Source organism: Saccharopolyspora montiporae, assembly GCF_015209505.1.
GTDB lineage: Bacteria > Actinomycetota > Actinomycetes > Mycobacteriales > Pseudonocardiaceae > Saccharopolyspora > Saccharopolyspora montiporae.
Genome location: NZ_JADEYC010000049.1, coordinates 1 through 18,045 on the forward strand (window position 1 = coordinate 1; position 18,045 = coordinate 18,045).

Sequence of the window (18,045 nt, forward strand, 5' to 3'; positions counted from 1 at the left end):
AGCCCAGCGAGCTACCGAGCTGCTCCACCCCGCGTTGCTGAATACAGCTTACGCACCATCGCCCGTTCGTGCAAACCGGGGGTTGACGGACCACGGAGGACGGTCGGTGCCGATGGTCGGATCGACTGCCGCACAAGCGTTCTCGCTCCCGCCCGGCCTCGCGGGAGGCCGGTGGCCGGCTCACCCGGAGGGAGGCACCGGTGGCGGCGGGCCGGAAACCGCCGCCACCGACCGGGATCAGCCCCCGCTGCCCTGGGCGCGTTCGAACCGGGCCAGCGCGTCTTCCAGCTCCTGGTAGGCGCCGCCGATGTTCTGCCAGTCACCGTCGCGCTGCGCGTTGCGCACCCGCTCCATGGCGCCCTGGATGTCATTGACGGCCCGGCTCAGCTCCGGGTTGTTCTGCCCCTGCGGCGGCTGCTGCCCCTCGCCATCCGGTTGCTGCGGCTGCTGCTGGTCGTCGCCGCCGACGTTGCCGCCGGCACCGCCGCCGAAGACCTGATCCAGCGCACCCGGCAGCGTCTCGGCGAAGCCGACGCGGCCGCCGAACGAGACCAGCACCCGGGCCAGCTGCGGGAACGATTCCTGCTCGTTGCGCTGGATGTAGATCGGCTCCACGTACAGCAGGCCGCCCGCCACCGGCAGTGTGAGCTGGTTGCCGAAGATCGCCGTGACGTTCGGGTTGTTGAACAGGGTGCGGTTCTCGGTGACCTCCGGAGTGGACTCCATCTGGTTCTGCACCTGGTTCGGACCCGGCGTCTGGGTGTTCGTGGGCAACCGCAGCACGGTGATGTCGCCGTAGTTCTCCGGATCCGAGGAGGCCGACATCCACGCCGCGAGGTTCTCCCGCCGCAGCGCGGTGAGCGGGCTGATCAGCTGGAACTGCGGCTTGTTCTGCCCCTCGGCCTGGGCGACCACGTAGTAGGGCGGGAGCTGGTTGCCCGCGCCGTTGCCCGGCTGGTCGCTGGTCGGGTCCGGCGGGACCTCCCAGAACGTGAGGTTGGAGAAGAAGTCGCCCGGGTTGTCCACGTGGTACGAGGACAGCAGCTCGCGCTGCACCTTGAACATGTCCTCCGGGTACCGGAAGTGCTCGCGCAGCTGCGGGCTGATCTCCTCCTTCGGCTTGACCACGCCCGGGAAGACGCCCTGCCACGCCTTGAGCACCGGGTCGTTCTCGTCGTTCTCGTAGAGCTCGACGTTGCCGTCGTAGGCATCGACGGTGGCCTTGACCGAGTTCCGGATGTAGTTGATCTCCTGGTTCGGCTGGCGCTCCACACCGGTGAGGGTGTCGTTGGTGGCCTCGCCGAGCTCGGTCTTCTGCGCGTACGGGTAGCGGTCCAGCGTGGTGTAGCCGTCGACGATCCACTTGATCCGGCCGTCGACCACCGCCGGGTACGGGTCGCCGTCGAGCTTGAGCCAGGGCGCGGCCTTCTGCACCCGGTCCCGCGGGTTGCGCTCGTAGATGATCTTGGACTCGGAGCCGATCGCCTGGTTGAACAGGATGTTGCGCTCACCGTGGAAGGTGGCGAACACCAGGCGCTGGAACAGGTTGTTCAGCGGGACGCCGCCCTGCCCGGTGTAGGTGTACTGCTCCTGGTCGGTGTCGTACTCGCGCGGCGCCTCGCCCTGCTCGCCACCGACGATGGCGTAGTCCGAGACGAGCTCGCCGTAGTAGATCCGCGGCTGGTCGACCGGGATGTCGCCCTGCCCGTCGTTGGACACGTCGCTGATGCTGAACACCGGGTAGCCGCCCTCGGTGGCGCCTTCCTCCAGCGTGGAGTCGACGCGGTCCGCCGGGGCGCTGACGAAGCCGTTGCCGTGCGTGTAGACCATGTGCCGGTTGATCCACGACTGCTGGTTGGCGGCCAGCCCATCGGTGTTCATCTCGCGCAGCGCGACCAGGTAGTCCTGCAGCTCGCCGTTGGCGCCCCGGTAGCGGTCCACGTCGAGCTTGTCGGTGTAGCCGTAGAAGTTGTACTGCTGGGTCAGCTGCGTGAACGTCGCGGACAGCACGTTCGGGTCCAGCAAGCGGATGTTCGGGATCGTGCCCTGGTCCGCGGCGACCTCGTTGGGCTGCAGGTTGGTGCGTCCCGGGTAGGGGACGAAGTCCACCTTGTCCTCGCCGATGGCGAACGCGTCCTTGGTGGCTTCGAGGTTGCGCTCGATGGAGGCCGCCTCGCGCTGGTTGGCGTTCGGGCGCACCGAGAACTGCTCCATCAGCGCCGGGAACGCGGCGCCGACGACCACGCTGGACAGCACGAGCAGCACCGTGGCCAGCGCCGGGATGTACACGTTGTTCATGAACACCAGCGCGAAGAAGGAGATCGCGCAGATGACCGCGATGCACATCAGGATGAGCTTGGCCGGCACCACCGCGTGCAGGTCGGTGTAGCTGGCGCCGGTGAACAGCGAGTTGCGCCCGTCCAGCAGCAGGTCGTAGCGGTCCAGGAAGTAGTCGACCGCCTTGAGCAGCACGAACAGCCCGGCGAGCACGCCCAGCTGGATGCGGGCCGCACGAGCCAGCGCCGTCGAGCGCCCGGACAGCTGGATCGCGCCGAAGACGTAGTGCGCGATCAGCGCGGCGATGAACGAGACGGTCACCGCCACGAAGCCCCAGGCCAGCAGGAACCGGTAGAACGGCAGCTGGAAGGTGTAGAAGCTGATGTCCTTGCCGAACTCCGGATCGGTCTGCCCGAACGGCACGGAGTGCAGGAACAGCTGCACGGTCTGCCAGTCGGCCTGCGCGGCGAGCCCGCCGATCACACCGATGACGACCGGGATGGCGATGCCGAACAGCCGGGAGCGCTCGGTGATCGTCGTGCGGTAGCGCGCCAGCGGATCGTCCGGACCGCTGACCGGGACGAACACCGGGCGGTTCCGGTACGCCAGCCAGAGGTTGAGCCCCACCACCAGGCCCACGAACACCGCGGCCGCGACACCGAGCGCTATGCGGGTGAGCAGCTGGGTGGTCAGCACCTGGCGCATGCCGACCTCGCCGTACCACAACCAGTCGACGTAGACGCCGAGGAAGCGGGAACCGACGAGGAGGGCGAGCAGCACGACACCGCCGATGATCAGCAGTATCCGGCTTCGCCGGGACAGTTTCGGCATACCTACCGGGGGCCGCATTGCCACAACGCACGCTCCAGGTGACGAACAGCGAGGCCAGACGACCACCCGCGGTGATCGTCATTCGTGATGTCCAACTCTACGGCCCCGTCCAGCACGTCCGGGAAGCGGCTGCATGAAATGCGCGAAGCGGACACGATCGCGGTCCGGTGGCCGCGCTGCCCGGCGCCGTGCGGGCCGGTGCGACCATGTCCGGCATGGCACCGCAGACGCCCGAAGAGCTCACCGCCGCCCTCCCCCGCGCCGCGCGCGAGATCGAGGAGTTCACCGCCGCAGCCGGGTGGGACCAGCCGACCCAGGTCTTCGCGCTGGTGCCGACCGCGCGGCTGCTGGCCGAGGAGCCCGGGCTCGCCGACCAGCTGGACCCCGACTCGCCGCTGACGCCGATCGCGCAGGAGTCACTGCCCACAGAGGACCTGGCCGAAGCGCTCGGCCAGATCGCCTGGCCGGAGCAGGTGGCCGGCTGCGCGCTGGTGCAGGAGATCGTGGTGCTGCCGCCGGAGGCCGAGGCCGCGCTGCCCGAGGACCCGGCGGGCGCGCAGCAGGCCGCGGCCGAGCACCCGGAGCGCCGGGAGGCCCGGCTGGTGGCCGCGGTGCTGCGCGACGGCGGCGAGACCTGCGTGATGCGCCTGCGCACCGAGGAAGACGACGGGGAGCGGGTGGAGGATGCCTCGCTCGCCCCGAACCTCCTCGCGGCCCTCCGCGAAACCTTCGCGGATTGAGAGCTGCGCGCAAACCGCCTGCCCCGGTCAGCAGGGTTCCGGGGGTTTTCCTTCGCGGATCGCGCTGAGGGCCCGCATCGCGTCGTCGAGCGTGCCGACCTTGGCCAGTTGCAGGTCGTCCGGCGCCTGCGAGGCGGCCTCGGCGCAGTTGCCCGCCGGGACCAGGAAGGTCGTGGCGCCTTCCTCGGACGCCTTGGCCATCTTGAACGGGATCCCGCCGATCGGGCCGACGCGGCCCAGCTCGTCGATCTCACCGGTCCCGGCGATGAACTCCCCGCCGTTGAGCTCGCCCGGCGTGAGCTTGTCGATGATGGCCAGGCTGAACATCAGCCCCGCGGACGGGCCGCCCACGTCGGCCAGGCTGATCTCGATGTCGAAGTTCGCGTCCGGGCGCTCGGCCGCACCGACGCCCAGGTAGCCACCCGGACCGTCCGGGCGCTCGGTCAGCCGGACGGTCGCGGTCCGCGGCGGCTGGTCCTCGTGCTGGAACTCGATCCGCGCCTCGTCGCCCGGCGCGCTGCCGCGCAGCGCCGCCCGCAGCGATTCCGGATCGCCCACCGGCCGCCCGTTGGCCGAGATCAACCGGTCGCCCGGGGCGAGCACGCCGTCCGCCGGGCTGTCCTGCACGATCTGCGCGGCGACCACCTTCATCGGGTAGCCGAGGTGGCCCAGCGCGGCCGTCTCGGCCGAGGTCTGCGAGTCGGTGAACGCCGCGGTGTTCTCCGCTTCGATCTCCTGCTCGCTCTTGTCCGGCGGGAAGTACACCTCGCGCGGGGCCAGCGCGTAGTTCCCGCTCGACCACAGGCCCAGCGCCCCGAACACGGACAGCTGGTCGGTGACCGACACGGTGGTCATGTTCAGGTGCCCGTTGGTGGGGAAGGTCTGCTGCCCTTCGATGTCGATGACCGGGGCGTCCCCGTCGGTGCCGAGCGTGTTGTAGGTCGGACCGGGTCCCAGGGCCACGAACGGGACCCGAACGAACACGCCGAGCAGGCCGAAAGCGACAACCAGTACGACACTTGCCAACAGCGTCCAGGTGCGGCGGTTCACGGCTCGACAGCGTACGTGTTCGCCCGCGGCGATGTTCCGCCCCGCGGCACCGCCCGGCGCCCCGGACGCCTTCAGCCAACCGTCCCCTGCCGCGTACGGTGGAACTATGACCAACTTGCCGTTCGGGTTCAACCCGCAGGACCCCGACGACCCGGAGAACCGGGACTCGTCCGACGGGCGCCCTGAAGGTGGTTCCGGCAACTCCGGAGACACCCCGGGGTTCGGATTCGCCGGCATGCCCGGTCCGGGCGGTATGCCGAACTTCGACATGGGCGCACTGGGGCAGATGCTGACCCAGCTCGGCCAGGCGCTGAGCCAATCCGGGAGCGGCGGCTCCGGCAACGAGTCCGGCCCGGTGAACTACGACCTCGCCAAACAGCTGGCCGTGCAGCAGCTGCACCGCGAGCAGAAGACCGAGCGCCCGACCCAGGACCAGGTCAAGGCGGTCGAGGACGCGGTGCGGCTCGCCGAGTTGTGGCTGGATCCGGCCACCTCGCTGCCGGCCGGCGTGCGCTCGGTGCAGACCTGGTCGTCGGTGGACTGGGTGGAGAAGACGCTGCCCACCTGGCGCAGGCTGTGCGATCCGATCGCCGAGCAGATGTCGCACGCCTGGCTGCAGGCGCTGCCCGAGGAGGCCAAGCAGGCCGCCGGGCCGCTGCTGTCCATGCTCGGCCAGATGGGCGGGATGACGTTCGGTTCGCAGCTGGGCAACGGTCTCGCGCAGCTCGGCGGTGAGGTGCTCACCGGAACCGACGTGGGACTGCCGCTGGGACCGGAGGGCACCGCAGCGCTGCTGCCGGCCAACATCGAGAAGTTCGTCGAGGGGCTGGACCGGCCGATCAGCGAGGCGACCGTCTTCCTGGCCGCCCGTGAAGCCGCGTACCAGCGGCTGTTCACCCAGGTCCCGTGGCTGGGCCAGCAGCTGCTGGCCACGGTCGAGGAGTACGCGCGCGGCATCAAGGTGGACACCTCGGCGCTGGAGGAGTTGGCGGGCAAGATCGACCCGACCAACCCCGGCTCGATGGAAGACCTGATGAGCTCGGGCATGCTCGAACCGCAGACCACCCCGGAGCAGCAGGCGGCGCTCAACCGGCTGGAAACGCTGCTGGCCCTGGTCGAGGGCTGGGTGGACGTGGTCGTGGCCGACGCGGTGACCGACCGGCTGCCGGGCGCCGAGGCGCTGGGCGAGACCGTGCGGCGGCGCCGGGCGACCGGCGGACCGGCCGAGCAGACCTTCGCCACGCTGATCGGCCTGGAGCTCCGGCCGCGGCGGATGCGCGATGCGGCCAACCTGTGGCGGCTGATGACCGACCGGCACGGCATCGACGGCCGGGACGAGGTCTGGGAGCACCCGGACCTGCTGCCCGGCAGCGCGGACCTGGACGAACCGCTGGACTTCGCCGACCGCTGGGGCACCGCGTCGGACCTGGACGACCCGATCGCGGCGATCCGGCGCGCCGAGCAGGCCGAGGCCGAGGGCTCGTCGGGGACCTCGGCCTCCGGAAGCTCGGGCTCGGGTGACGCGGACTCCGGTGACTCGGATTCCGGCAGCTCCGACGACGGCGGCGAGACGGACCGCTGAGGCTCGCCGCGGCGGGCGGGCCGACCGGGGTCCGCTCGCCATCGCGCGCGGTGCTCAGTCGCCCGCGCCCTCCTCGTCCGGCTCATCGGGCTCGGTGTCGTCGGCCAGGTCCAGGCCCAAGCTCGCGGCCGCGGACAGTCCTTCCAGGTAGCCGATGGCGCGGTCCATCCGCGGGTAGCGCTGCACCCACTTCCAGAACCGCGGGCCGTGCCCGGGCACCAGCAGGTGTGCGAGCTCGTGCACGAGCACGTAGTCCAGCACCCATCCGGGTACATCTTGCAGCCGTCGGCTCACCCGGATGCTTCGCTCGGCCGGGGTACACGAGGCCCAGCGGGTGCGCATCGGCGCGACCCACCGCACCACGTCCGGCACCGCCCGGGCATCGAGGTACTCGGCGGACAGCTGCGCACACCGCGCAGCCAGTGCCGCATCGGACTCGCGAGCGGGCGAGCGGCGACGCGTCTCACTGCGCTCCAGACGGCTCAGCATGTCCGCCACCCAGCGCTTTTCCTCCGCGCGCGACATCCGCGCGGGAATGAGCACGACCACCTTCTCGCCGTCCCGGTAGGCGCTCACGGTCTGTTTCCGGCGCTTGCTGCGGCGCACCTCGACCTCGGGTTCAGCCACGGCAGTGGACTCTAGCGAGCTACCCCGACAATCGGATCCCCCTGTGAGCTGGACCTCACGATTCAGCGTCCGGAAATGCGTGTTTCGTTACTCCATCGAGCGGAACATGCGGTGCGTCGAATGCATGCATGTGGATTGGCCCACATGTACCGTTCGGCTCCGCCCCGCTGAGTGGAGGGGCCGCAGGCGAAACAGCTGCGCGGTTGGAGGTTCGGATGGATGCGAAGGAGGGAGCCGTGGCCGACACGTACAACGGCTACTGCGTGAAGTGCCGGGAGAAGCGGGACTTTTCCGGCGAGGTCTCGGAGACCAACGGCCGCCGGATGGCCAAGGGCACCTGCCCGGTGTGCGGGACCAAGATGACCAGGATCCTCGGCAAGGCGTGAGCGGTCCCGAGCGGCGCGCGGGACGGGGTGGGCCGCGGTGACGCACCCACCCGCCCGCTGCGCTGCGGCATTCGGCGGCGGGACCGCACCGACCAGCGGCCCAAACCGCGCCGCCACCTCGCAGATCACCTCCCGCGATGGGGCGCAGAACCTCTAGCATGGTTCCGGATACTCGATTTCAACGAGATTTCGGACATCGAGAGAGGGTTTCCTGCGCGCATCGAGGAGAATTCGTGGCCGACATTCCCCGCAGGGCGGCGCAGCGCACCGCCAAACTCGCCAGTCTCCCGTTCGGAATGGCCGGCCGGGTGGCCGCTGGTTGGGGAAGGCGACTGACCGGCCAAGACGCCGACGAGGTCAGTGCCGACGTTTCCGCCCGCACCGCGGAACAGCTGTTCGCGGTGCTCGGCCAGCTCAAGGGCGGCGCGATGAAGTTCGGCCAGGCGCTGAGCGTGTTCGAGGCTGCGGTTCCGGACGAGCTGGCCGGCCCGTACCGCGAGGCGCTGACCCGGTTGCAGGCGGCCGCTCCCCCGATGCAGACGGCGAGCGTGCACCGGATGCTCGCCGAGCAGCTGGGCAGCGGCTGGCGCGACCGGTTCGCCGAGTTCGACGAGACGCCGGCCGCGGCGGCCAGCATCGGCCAGGTGCACCGCGCGACCTGGCACGACGGCCGCGAGGTCGCGGTCAAGGTGCAGTACCCGGGGGCCGATGAGGCGCTGCGCTCGGACCTGCGCCAGCTGACCCGGTTCTCCCGGCTGTTCCAGTCGCTGGCGCCGGGCGCGGAGGTCAAACCGCTGCTGGCCGAGCTGCAGGACCGGATGGTCGAGGAGCTCGATTACCGGAGCGAGGCCGACTACCAGCGCGCGTTCGCCGCCGCGTTCCGCGGCGACGTCGATGTGCGGGTGCCCGAGGTCGTGGCCAGCTCGCCGAAGGTCATGGTCACCGAGTGGGTCACCGGGACACCGTTCGCCCAGCTCATCACGGACGGCGACCACGAGCTGCGCAACGAGGCGGGCCGGCTGCTGGCCGAGTTCCACTACTCCTCGCCCGCCAGGGTCGGCCTGCTGCACGCGGACCCGCACCCGGGCAACTTCCTGCTGCTCGACGACGGGCGGATCAGCGTCCTCGATTTCGGGGCGGCCGCGCGGCTGCCGGACGGTCCCCCGCGCACGCTCGGCCGGATGCTGCGGCTGGCCGTCGACGACCGGGCCGACGAGCTGCTGCAGCTGCTGCGCGACGAGCACTTCGTCCAGCCCGGGCACGAGGTCGACGCCGCGGACGTGCAGGCCTACCTCGGGCCGTTCGTCGACCCGGCGCGCACGCCGACCTTCCACTTCACCCGGGAATGGCTGCAGCACCAGGCCGAACGGGTCGGCGACCTGCGCAGCCCGGACTTCCGGACCGCGCGGTCGCTGAACCTGCCGCCGGAATACCTGCTGATCCACCGGGTCACGCTCGGCGCCACCGGGATCCTGTGCCAGCTGGACGCCGAGGTCGCCGCGCAGGACATCATCCGCCGCTGGCAGCCCGGTTTCGCCGAGGACTGACGACGGCGAAACCGGGTGCGGCGAGCTCAGTTCCGCGTGCCCACGTGCACGGTCGACGCGGACAGGTAGTACAGGTCGGAACGATTCCCGGCGTATTCCGGGTCTTCCGGGTCCAGCAGCCGCTGCACGGTGCGCAGGTCCGCCTCGTCCAGCTGCTCCCCGCCGTGCTCGATGAGCATCTCCAACCGGCGCAGCACCGCGCGGTGCGCGGCACCGGTGACCGGAGCCGGGCGGTCGACCAGGTAGCTCCACGTCTCGACATCGGTCAGCCCGGCCTCGCGCAGCGCGCTGCCCCAGCCCATCGGCAACCGCGTCTGCTCGTCCATCCCCTCGCGCATACCGCGGAACCACTGGTTGCGCGCGGCGCTGAGCCGGGCTTCCAGCCCGGGTTCGCCGAGGCCGATGTCCCAGGGCAGCGTGCGCTCCTCCAGGCCGAACTCGACGATCGCCAGCCGCCCACCCGGGCGCACCAGGCCGGCGAGCCTGCGCAGCCCGGCGAGCTGGTCCGGCAGGTGGTGCACCACGGCCGCCGCGAACACCAGGTCCGCGGGCTGCACCTGCTCGGTGAACGCGTCCTCGGCGGCGTCCCCGAGCACCGACCGCACCTCGACGCCCTCCGGTGCGGCGGCGCGCACCTCCTGCGCGGTCGCGTCCAGCAGCTCCTGCGCGACGTCGACCACCTGCACCGATCCGCCGGCGGGCAGCTGCGCGGCGAACGCGGCGGCCTGCCCTCCTGCGCCGGAACCGACCTCGACGATGCTGCGGTCCCCGGGGCGCAGCAGCCGGCGGGCGAGCTCGGCCATCTCCGGTGCGGTCAGCGCATCGCTGTCGCGCAGCATCTCCAGGCGCGCGTTCCAGTCCATGTTGTCGTGCGAGTGTCCAGCCATCACCCCAGATTAGAGCCCGAGGTCACCGGTGCCGCAGGCGCGGCGGACGACCTCGGCCGTCCGCCGCCGAACCTCCTATCGGGCAGCGCATGCGCGCTCCTCCTCCCGTCGTCTCGTCCGGGGCCTCAGGCGGCCCGTTCTTCGGGCAGCGGGTGCTTGCGCGGGCGGCCGCGGGGTCGCTTGCGGGCGATCACCGCGCCGTGCTCCACGATCTCCCCGCCCCACACGCCCCAGGGTTCACCGCGGGCCAACGCCCCGGCCAGGCATTCGGCCCGCAGCGGGCAGTCGCCGCACAGCGTCTTGGCCCGCTCCAGTTCGCGCGGGTTCTCCGCGAACCACAGGTCGGGGTCCTGCCTGCAGGGCAGCACCGCGTCCTCGGGTGCGGTGGTCGGGACGTCCTCGGCGGATATCGGGACACTCCCGGTAAGCATTCGGTTTCCTCCTGCGTTCGATCGGTGGCAGACCGGGACCTGGCTGGAAGGAGTCCGAGCAGAAAAAACCGCGGACCTTCAGACAGGTCCGCGGTGGGGGAATCTCCCGGAGGGGTCGCTAGATCAGCTGGTGATCGCGACCGCGCGGGGGAGCGGACCTGGCGGCGTGCCGCACGAAGTGCGCGAACCGGCCTGCGGTGAACTGATAGCCCGGGACGTGGTCATGCCACGCGGCGAGCAGTCGTCCACCGGGCAGGCGGTGGTCCGGCATCGGCAGCAGGATCGTGCTGATCACCGGAAACCACCCCTCACGCATGTGCGCCGCCTCGGGTGACCTCGTGCCGGTCACCGGGTCGTAGCGCTCGTGCCAGCAGGTTATGGGGGCGGGCACCGCGGGCGCAACGCATTTTTCGCCGGATCCGCCCGACCGGGGCAACAACCCCTGTGACCTGCGGCTCGTCCGGATCAGCGGTCGCCGCGCACCAGGGCCAGCACGTCGGCACCGAACTTGTCGAGCTTGGAAGCACCGATCCCGGAGATGCCCACCAGCGCGCCCTCGTCCGTCGGCCGCTGCTCGGCGATGGCGGTCAGCGTCGCATCGGTGAACACGACGTAGGCCGGGACCTTGAGCTGCCGGGCCCGCTCGCCGCGCCACGCCTTGAGCCGGCCGAGCAGGTCCTCGTCCAGGTCTGCGGGGCACTGCGCGCACCGGCCGAGCTTGATGTCCATCGTGCCGGACAGCGCACCGCCGCAGACCCGGCACTCGGGTTTGTCGGTCCCGGCCGCGGCGCGCGCCACCACCGCGCGCTGCCGGGCTTTGCCGGGCATGGCCGCAGGGTGCCCGTCCGGCACCAGCGGATACAGGAAGCGGCTGCGCCGGCGCGGACGTCCCCCGCCGCCGGAGCGGGCCAGCGACCAGGACAGCCGGAGGTGCTCGCGAGCCCGAGTCACGCCCACGTACAGCAGTCGGCGCTCCTCCTCCACCGCGGCGTCGGTGTCCGCGTACTGGATGGGCAGCGTGCCCTCGACGAGGCCGACCAGGAACACCGCGTCCCACTCCAGGCCTTTCGCCGCGTGCAGCGAGGCCAGGGTCACCCCCTCCACGGTGGGCGGGTGCTGCGCTTCGGCGCGCGCCTCCAGTTCGGCGACGTAGCGCGGCAAACCGGCGTCCGCAACGGTGGTGGCCAGTTCCTCGGCCAATTCCACCAGCGCGATCAGCGATTCCCAGCGGTCCCGGGCGGTGCCGCCCGCGGGCGGCTCGTCGGTGAGGCCCACCTCGTGCAGCACCGAGCGCACCGCCGCGGGCAGGTCGGGGCCGAGGTCGTCGTGCGCGGCCGCGGTGCGCAGCGCGGCCATCGCCTGCCGGACCTCGGTACGGGCGAAGAACCGCTCCCCGCCGCGCACCTGGTACGGGATTTCCGCGTCCGACAGCGCCTTCTCGTACGCCTCGGACTGCGCGTTGACCCGGAACAGGACCGCGATCTCGGACAGCGGCACCCCGTTCGCGGCGAGCTTGGCGATCCGGCGGGACACCTCCGCGGCCTCGGCGGTCTCGTCGTCGTGCTCGGCGTAGTCCGGTTCCGGTCCGGCCGGGCGCTGCCCGGACAGCCGCAGCCGGGTGCCCGCGGGCCGGTCGCGCGCGGCGCCGATCACCTCGTTGGCCAGTGCCACGACCTGCGGTGTCGACCGGTAGTCGCGTTCCAGCCGCACGGTGGTGGCTTCCGGGAAGCGGCGGCTGAACCCGATCAGCCACTTCGGGCTGGCCCCGGCGAACGAGTAGATGGTCTGGTTGGCGTCGCCGACGACGGTGAGGTCGTCCCGGTTGCCCAGCCACGCGTCCAGCACCCGCTGCTGCAGCGGGTTCACGTCCTGGTACTCGTCGACGACGAACGAGCGGTACTGGCCGCGGAACTCCTCGCCGACGTCCGGGTGCTCTTCGAGGATCGCGGCGATGTGCAGCAGCAGATCGTCGAAGTCGAGCTGCTGGGCGCGGTTCTTGAGCTGCTCGTAGGCGGTGAACAGCTGCGCCTGCTGGGCGGGCAGCAGCGGTCCGTCCCGTCCGGCGCGGACGGCGGCGGCCGGGTAGTCCTCCGGGGCGATCAGCGAGGACTTCGCCCACTCGATCTCGGCGGCCGCATCGCGCACGGTTTCCTTGTCCGTGGACGCGCCCACCTTGTTCGCGGCCTGCATGACCAGCCGGAACTTGTTGTCCAGCAGCTGCCACAGGCGCATGTCGTGCACCCGCGGCCAGAAGTAGCGCAGCTGGCGGAACGCGGCCGCGTGGAAGGTCTGCGCCTGCACACCGCCTGCCCCGAGCCCGCGCAACCGGGTGCGCATCTCGCCCGCCGCGCGGGCGGTGAAGGTCACCGCGAGTACCTGCTGCGGAGCCACGAGCCCGCGCTGCACCAGGTAGGCGATCCGGTGCGTGATGGTGCGGGTCTTGCCGGTACCCGCGCCGGCCAGCACGCACACCGGTCCGCGCGGCGCCGTCACGGCCGCCCGCTGCTCCGGATCCAGCCCCTCCAGCAGACGCACTTCTACGGCCATGCCAGGCATCCTCGCAGATCGATGCCACGGTGGACTGGTGAGGTTTGCGGGGCGTGCCGGTGGCGGAACCTCAGCGGCGCGCAGGCTGCGGGTCGATCGGTGAGGGGAAGCGGCTGGCGCCGCTTGGGCGGCACACCCAAGGCCCCAGGTCACACCCGAACTCCCGGTCAGCCCATTGCCCAGCCGCGGAGCATTCGGTAGGCGATGGAGACGCTCGGGGGCAGGCGCAGTCCCTCCACCGCGCCGCGGTCGGATTCGAGGGCTCTGCGCACCACGTCGCGGTGCACCCAGCGGGCTTCCTCGATCTCACCGTCGGCGGGCACCAGGGGTTGCGCCGGGTCGGCCACGGCGGCGAAGCCCAGCATCAGCGACCGCGGGAACGGCCACGGCTGGCTGCCCAGGTAGCCGATCTCGCGCACCTGCACGCCGACCTCCTCGGCGATCTCGCGCGCCACGCAGGCTTCCAGCGACTCGCCGACCTCGACGAACCCGGCCAGCACGGAGAACCGCTCGGCCGGCCACACCGGTTGCCGCGCCAGCAGGACCTGGTCCGCGCCGTCGTGCACCAGACAGATCACCGCCGGATCGGTACGCGGGTACTCCTCGCGCTCGCACCCGGTGCAGCGGCGGGCCCAGCCGACCCGGACGCGCGCGGTGGCCGCCCCGCACACCGCGCAGTAGCGGGCGTGGTCGTGCCAGTTGAGCAGGCCCACCGCGGTGGTGAGCAGACCGGCGTCCGTGTCGTCGAGCAGGGCGCCCGCGGTGCGCAGATCGCCCCAGCCGTCCTCCGCGCCGTGCTCGGCGCGCAACGCCCAGTAGCTGACGCCGCCCTGCACGCCGAGCAGCACCGCGTTCGGCACCGGGTAGTCACCGAAGTCGGTGGCCGGCTGGTGCGCGAGGCCGGATCCGGCGGTGATCGGCGAGCGGCCCTTGGCGTCCACCAGGACCACCCGGCCCTGCGGCCACAGCTCCGCGGCACCGTCGGGCATGTCCCGCAGCGCTTCCTTGCGGTCCACAGTGGACCGGGAGAGCAGCGGTGCCGCGTCCAGCCGGAAACCGGTGGCCGGTCCGGTGCCTGACATCATCACCGCACTCCTCGCGCCGTGCTCCGGGCCGTCATGGCAGCTGCACACCTCCGAGCATCCGCAGCTGGTCGGCGAGCACGTCGGCATCGCCCACCACGACTCCGGTGAACGCCGTCGGCGCGAACCGCTGCGCCGCCTCGGCGACCTGCTGCACCGTGACCTCGCGCAACCGCTCCGGGTGCGCGGTCAACCAGTCCTGCCCGATCCCGGCCGCGGCCAGCACGACCAGCGTGGAGGCCAGCCCGGACTGCGAGGCGGTGGAAGTGAGCAGGCCGCCGACCGCGTACTCGCGCGCGGACTCCACTTCGGACTCGGTCGGCGGCACCAGCGCCAGCCGCGCGAGTTCGTACCGGGTCTCCAGCAGCGCGGCCGCGGTCACCTCGCTGGCCGTGTCCGCGTCGACGAGCAGCGTCCCGCCGCCGGGCGTGAACTCGAACGCGGAGTGCGCCCCGTAGGTGTAGCCCTTGTCCTCGCGGATGTTCTCCACCAGCCGGGACGAGAAGTACCCGCCGAAGCACAGGTTGGCGATCTGCAGCGCCGGGTACTGCGGGTCGGTGCGCGGCAGCGCCTGCGCGGACAGCCGCAGCTGCGACTGCACGGCACCGGGCCGGTGCACCAGGCGCAGGTCCCCGCCGCGCACGGCCGGCAGCTCGGGCAGTTCCGCCGCGGAGCCGGACCCGTCCCAGCCGGACAGCGCGCGCTGCACCGCGGACACCACCTGCTCCGGGTCGATGTCGCCGACCAGCACCAGCACCGAGCCGCGCGGCAGCACCGCCCGGCGGTGCAGGTCGCGGACCTGCTCGGCGGTGACCTCGGCGACGTCCTCGGCCTGCGGGACCTCGCGGGCGAACGGGTGGTCGCCGTACCGGTGCCGCTGCAGCTCCTCGCGGGCGATCACCCGGGGCTGCGAGCGGGCGACGCCGATGCGCTCCACCAGCCGGGAGCGTTCGCCGTCGACTTCCTCGTCCCGGTAGACCGCGCCGGTCAGCGCGTCGCCGAGCACGTCCAGCAGCGTGTCCAGCCCGCTGGCCAACCCGTCACCGGCGATGCTGAGCCGCTCCGGGTCGACCACGGCGTGCAGGTCGCCGCCGACCGCGGCCAGATCGGTGTCCATCCGCACCCGGTCGCGGGTGGCGGTGCCGGTGAGCAGGGTCTCGGCGAGCACCTCGGCCTGCGCCGGGTGCTCGGGCGCCTGCCCGGCGAACGGGATGCGCAGTCGCAGCTCGACCATCGGCACCACGCCGTGCCGGGCGGCGATCACCCGCAGCCCGTTGTCCAGCACGGTGTCCACGGCTTCCGGCGGCCGTCCGGTGCGCGGCTCGCCCAGCGGCGGCAGCGACCGGGGGCCGAGCTCGGTGCGGCCGATCTCCTCGGCACTGCGATGCGTTGCGCGGGTCATGCCGCACCTCCCTGAGCGGTGTCCTCGTCCCCTGCCGGTTCCAGCCGCAGCACCGCGCGCGCGTCCGGGCGCAGCGCCTTGGCCGCGGCGGCCACGTCGTCGGCGCCGATCCGCCCGATGCGCTCCGGGAGCTCGGAGATGAGCTCGGCGCGGCCGTGCAGCAGTTCCGCGCTGCCCAGGTCCAACGTCCGGGACACGACCCGGTCGTGCTCGCGGTGCAGGCCGGCGGTCCAGCGGGCGGTGATCCGGGACAGCTCCTCGGCGGTCGGCCCGTCGGAGGCCAGCCGCTCCAGCTCCTCGTCCACCGCGCCGATCACCCGGTCCGCGCCGACCTCGGGGGTGTGGATCGCGGTGAGGTTGAACGTGTCCGGGTCGCGCGCGTCCAGCGGGGCACCCATCAGCCCGGCGCCCGCGTGCACGTCGACCACCAGCGGCTCCCGATAGACCAGCCGCTGCTGCAGCCGGGACGCGTCGCCGTCGGACAGCACCGCGGCGAGCACCACGTTGGCCAGGTACGCGTCCAGTTCGCCGACGGGGTCGGGCAGCCGGTAGCCGAGCGCGACCGCGGGCAGCGGGGCATGCGGGTCCGCGTGCTCACCGCGCAGCTCGGTGCTCGGGAACGGCTCGCCGAAGGCCGGCCGCGGCGTGACCTCGCGCGCGGGCACGTCGCCGAAGTGCCGGTGCACCAGCTCGGTCGCGTGCTCGACGTCGAGGTCGCCGGTGATGGTCAGCACCGCGTTGCCCGGTGCGTAGAAGGTGTCGAAGAACGCGGCGCAGTCGTCGACGGTGGCCTGTTCCAGGTCGGTGAAGTCGCCGTACCCGTTGTGCGCGTTGGCGAACGTGGAGTACAGCACCGGCGGCAGCAGGATCCACGGGAACCCGCCGTAGGGGCGGTTGAGGACGTTGAGCCGGATCTCCTCCTTGACCACGTCCACCTGGTTGCGCAGGTTCTCCTCGGTGAGCTTGGGCGCGCGCATCCGGTCGGCTTCCAGGAACAGGCCGCGCTCCAGCGCCGAGGACGGCAGCACCTGGAAGTAGTCGGTGTAGTCCTGGTGCGTGGAGCCGTTGAACACGCCGCCGGATCCCTGCACGTGCCGGAAGTGCGCCAGCTTCTCCAGGCTCTCGCTGCCCTGGAACATGAGATGCTCGAACAGGTGGGCGAATCCGGTGCGCCCTTCCGGTTCGGAGCGGAAGCCCACGTCGTAGTGCACGCTGACCCCGACCACCGGAGCCTGTCCGGACGCGGACGGACCCGCCGCCGAGTCCGGTGCGAGCACCACGCGCAGCCCGTTGGGCAACGTCAAGCGATGCAGCTGGGGTTCGACCATGCCATGCAGCCTACGTGCGCGGGGCCGACCTCCGCGTGCCCCCCGCCACACCCCGCGGGCGTGTCGTGACCTGTCGGACACCGCGCGGCAACCGGCGGATTCCCCACCGGCTCAACGAACCTCGGCGATCAGCGGACCGGGACGATCAGCGCACTTGCGCGATGAGCGCTTCCACCTGGCCGCCGATCATCCGGGCGTCCGCGGGCAGCATGGCGAACACCCGCTCGCCGGTGCTGCCGCGTTCGGTGCGGTTGAGGTAGCGGCCGTCGGGTTCGTGGTTGTCCAGCCACCACGCGATCTGCGACCGGTTGCGCCGCCCGTTGCGGTCGCGCAGGTTGGCCGCGAGCTGCCCGATGCGCAGGTGCTCGGCGTGGCTGATCGCCTGGTACAGCGCCACTTGCCGGTCACCGCTGCTCGCCCGCGCGCGGGCGGGGGTTCCTCCCTGCATCAGGCTCTGCTGGCCGAAGTCGTCGGCGGGCTGTTCATCGGTGCGGAACGAGGTCTCCGGCACCCGGACCGTCCCGCGGTTGCCGGGCGGGGCGGGCGGCAGCGTGCCGAGCAGCGCCTGCGCCAGAGACACCCGGTTGTGCACCTCGACGGTGAGCAGCCCGCCGCGCTTCGGGTTCTCGCTGGGCGCCTGCACCCCGAGCACGACCTCGTCGTCGGGGGTGAGCACGGCCACGGCACGCCAGCAGTGATCGGCGCCGACCTGCGGATACCAAATGGAGTCGATCCACAGGTGCGGTTCGGCGAGCGCGCCGAGCGCGTCGACCAGCGGCGGCGGGACCTCGTCGTCGATCACCAGCCCGAGCGATTCCATCCGCGGCAGCTCGGCTTTCGCGATCCGGGACAGCTCACCGGTCGTGCGCCCGGCGGAGGTGGTGCTCAGCGGCAGCGTGAGCCCGTTGATCCGCAGGTATTTGAGCACGACGTCCAGCTGCACCGGGGTCAGCTGCCACCGTCCTGACACGCTCACCCGAACCGCCCCCTTTCGAAAACCACTTCCCCACACCGGCACGCGTCGACCCGGCCGCGCGATGCGTTGCCGCGGCCGGGTTCCGCGCGTTCGGTGTTCGTCGTCCCGCGCGGTGCGGGGTTATTCGCCCAGCACCGGCGGTGCGGTGCGCGGCATGTCGTCGAGCCAGACGTCGTCCTGCTCTTCGAGCCAGGTCGGCCGCTCGTGCTCGTCGTCGCCGCCTTGGCCCTGGCCGCCGCGGCCACCGCCCATCGCGCCGCCGCCCATGCCACCGCGGCCGGCACCGGCTCCGGCACCCATCCCGGCGCCGCGAGCCCCGCCGGCACCGGCGCCGGCACCACCCGCGCCGGCT

General features: G+C 71.9%; 15 protein-coding genes and 1 pseudogene. 4 read left to right on the forward strand and 12 right to left on the reverse strand.

Annotated features, from left to right (window positions below; all coding sequences use genetic code 11):
• Positions 1-237: 237 nt before the first annotated feature.
• Entirely contained in the window at positions 238-3,126 is a 2,889-nt protein-coding gene (locus IQ251_RS19430) for a UPF0182 family protein (RefSeq protein WP_193930561.1), read from the reverse strand.
• Between the two features lie 197 nt (positions 3,127-3,323).
• Between IQ251_RS19430 and IQ251_RS19435 the strand changes: the two genes are divergently transcribed.
• Positions 3,324-3,848 carry a PPA1309 family protein gene (locus IQ251_RS19435; protein ID WP_193930563.1) on the forward strand — a complete coding sequence of 175 codons (525 nt, stop codon included), beginning with the start codon at positions 3,324-3,326 and terminating at the stop codon, positions 3,846-3,848.
• A gap of 27 nt (positions 3,849-3,875) precedes the next feature.
• On the opposite strand, the gene IQ251_RS19440 is transcribed toward IQ251_RS19435, so the two are convergent.
• A complete protein-coding gene (locus IQ251_RS19440) occupies positions 3,876-4,898 on the reverse strand; it encodes a YlbL family protein (protein ID WP_193930565.1) in 1,023 nt (340 codons plus the stop codon).
• Between the two features lie 106 nt (positions 4,899-5,004).
• On the opposite strand from IQ251_RS19440, the gene IQ251_RS19445 reads away from it, so the two are divergent.
• Positions 5,005-6,480, forward strand: coding sequence for a zinc-dependent metalloprotease (locus tag IQ251_RS19445; protein ID WP_193930567.1), 1,476 nt, complete (start codon positions 5,005-5,007; stop codon positions 6,478-6,480).
• Between the two features lie 54 nt (positions 6,481-6,534).
• Here the strand turns inward: IQ251_RS19445 and IQ251_RS19450 are convergent, their stop codons facing one another.
• Positions 6,535-7,107, reverse strand: coding sequence for a M48 family metallopeptidase (locus tag IQ251_RS19450; protein ID WP_193930569.1), 573 nt, complete (start codon positions 7,105-7,107; stop codon positions 6,535-6,537).
• Between the two features lie 236 nt (positions 7,108-7,343).
• Here IQ251_RS19450 and IQ251_RS19455 point away from each other — a divergent pair, with 236 nt between their 5' ends.
• Both IQ251_RS19455 and IQ251_RS19460 read left to right on the forward strand, forming a co-directional pair.
• Positions 7,344-7,493, forward strand: coding sequence for a DUF5679 domain-containing protein (locus tag IQ251_RS19455; RefSeq protein ID WP_193930571.1), 150 nt, complete (start codon positions 7,344-7,346; stop codon positions 7,491-7,493).
• 233 nt (positions 7,494-7,726) lie between these two features.
• Positions 7,727-9,040 (forward strand): ABC1 kinase family protein, encoded by a 1,314-nt coding sequence (locus IQ251_RS19460; protein ID WP_193930573.1) that lies wholly within the window; start codon positions 7,727-7,729, stop codon positions 9,038-9,040.
• A 26-nt stretch (positions 9,041-9,066) separates the two neighbouring features.
• Here IQ251_RS19460 and IQ251_RS19465 read toward each other — a convergent pair whose 3' ends face one another.
• The 9 genes and pseudogenes from IQ251_RS19465 to IQ251_RS19505 all read right to left on the reverse strand — a co-directional run.
• On the reverse strand, positions 9,067-9,927 hold the full coding sequence (locus IQ251_RS19465; protein WP_193930575.1) for a methyltransferase: 861 nt from the start codon (positions 9,925-9,927) through the stop codon (positions 9,067-9,069).
• 125 nt (positions 9,928-10,052) lie between these two features.
• A complete protein-coding gene (locus IQ251_RS19470) occupies positions 10,053-10,358 on the reverse strand; it encodes a WhiB family transcriptional regulator (RefSeq protein WP_193930577.1) in 306 nt (101 codons plus the stop codon).
• Between the two features lie 118 nt (positions 10,359-10,476).
• Positions 10,477-10,653, reverse strand: coding sequence for a hypothetical protein (locus IQ251_RS19475; RefSeq protein ID WP_193930579.1), 177 nt, complete (start codon positions 10,651-10,653; stop codon positions 10,477-10,479).
• A gap of 170 nt (positions 10,654-10,823) precedes the next feature.
• Positions 10,824-12,905 (reverse strand): ATP-dependent DNA helicase UvrD2, encoded by a 2,082-nt coding sequence (locus IQ251_RS19480; RefSeq protein ID WP_193930581.1) that lies wholly within the window; start codon positions 12,903-12,905, stop codon positions 10,824-10,826.
• Positions 12,906-13,072: 167 nt separating this feature from the next.
• Positions 13,073-13,987: an NAD(+) diphosphatase gene (nudC, locus tag IQ251_RS19485; RefSeq protein WP_193930589.1), complete on the reverse strand. Its 915-nt coding sequence runs from the start codon at positions 13,985-13,987 to the stop codon at positions 13,073-13,075.
• A gap of 34 nt (positions 13,988-14,021) precedes the next feature.
• On the reverse strand, positions 14,022-15,389 hold the full coding sequence (locus IQ251_RS19490; RefSeq protein WP_193930583.1) for a M16 family metallopeptidase: 1,368 nt from the start codon (positions 15,387-15,389) through the stop codon (positions 14,022-14,024).
• Positions 15,386-16,717 (reverse strand): M16 family metallopeptidase, encoded by a 1,332-nt coding sequence (locus IQ251_RS19495; RefSeq protein WP_193930585.1) that lies wholly within the window; start codon positions 16,715-16,717, stop codon positions 15,386-15,388. Before IQ251_RS19495 ends, IQ251_RS19490 begins: the two co-directional genes overlap by 4 nt.
• 145 nt (positions 16,718-16,862) lie before the next feature.
• Complete coding sequence (locus IQ251_RS19500) at positions 16,863-17,693, reverse strand: ESX secretion-associated protein EspG (RefSeq protein ID WP_193930587.1); 831 nt, start codon at positions 17,691-17,693, stop codon at positions 16,863-16,865.
• A 120-nt stretch (positions 17,694-17,813) separates the two neighbouring features.
• Positions 17,814-18,045, reverse strand: a pseudogene (locus IQ251_RS19505) (PPE domain-containing protein); the annotation flags it as partial.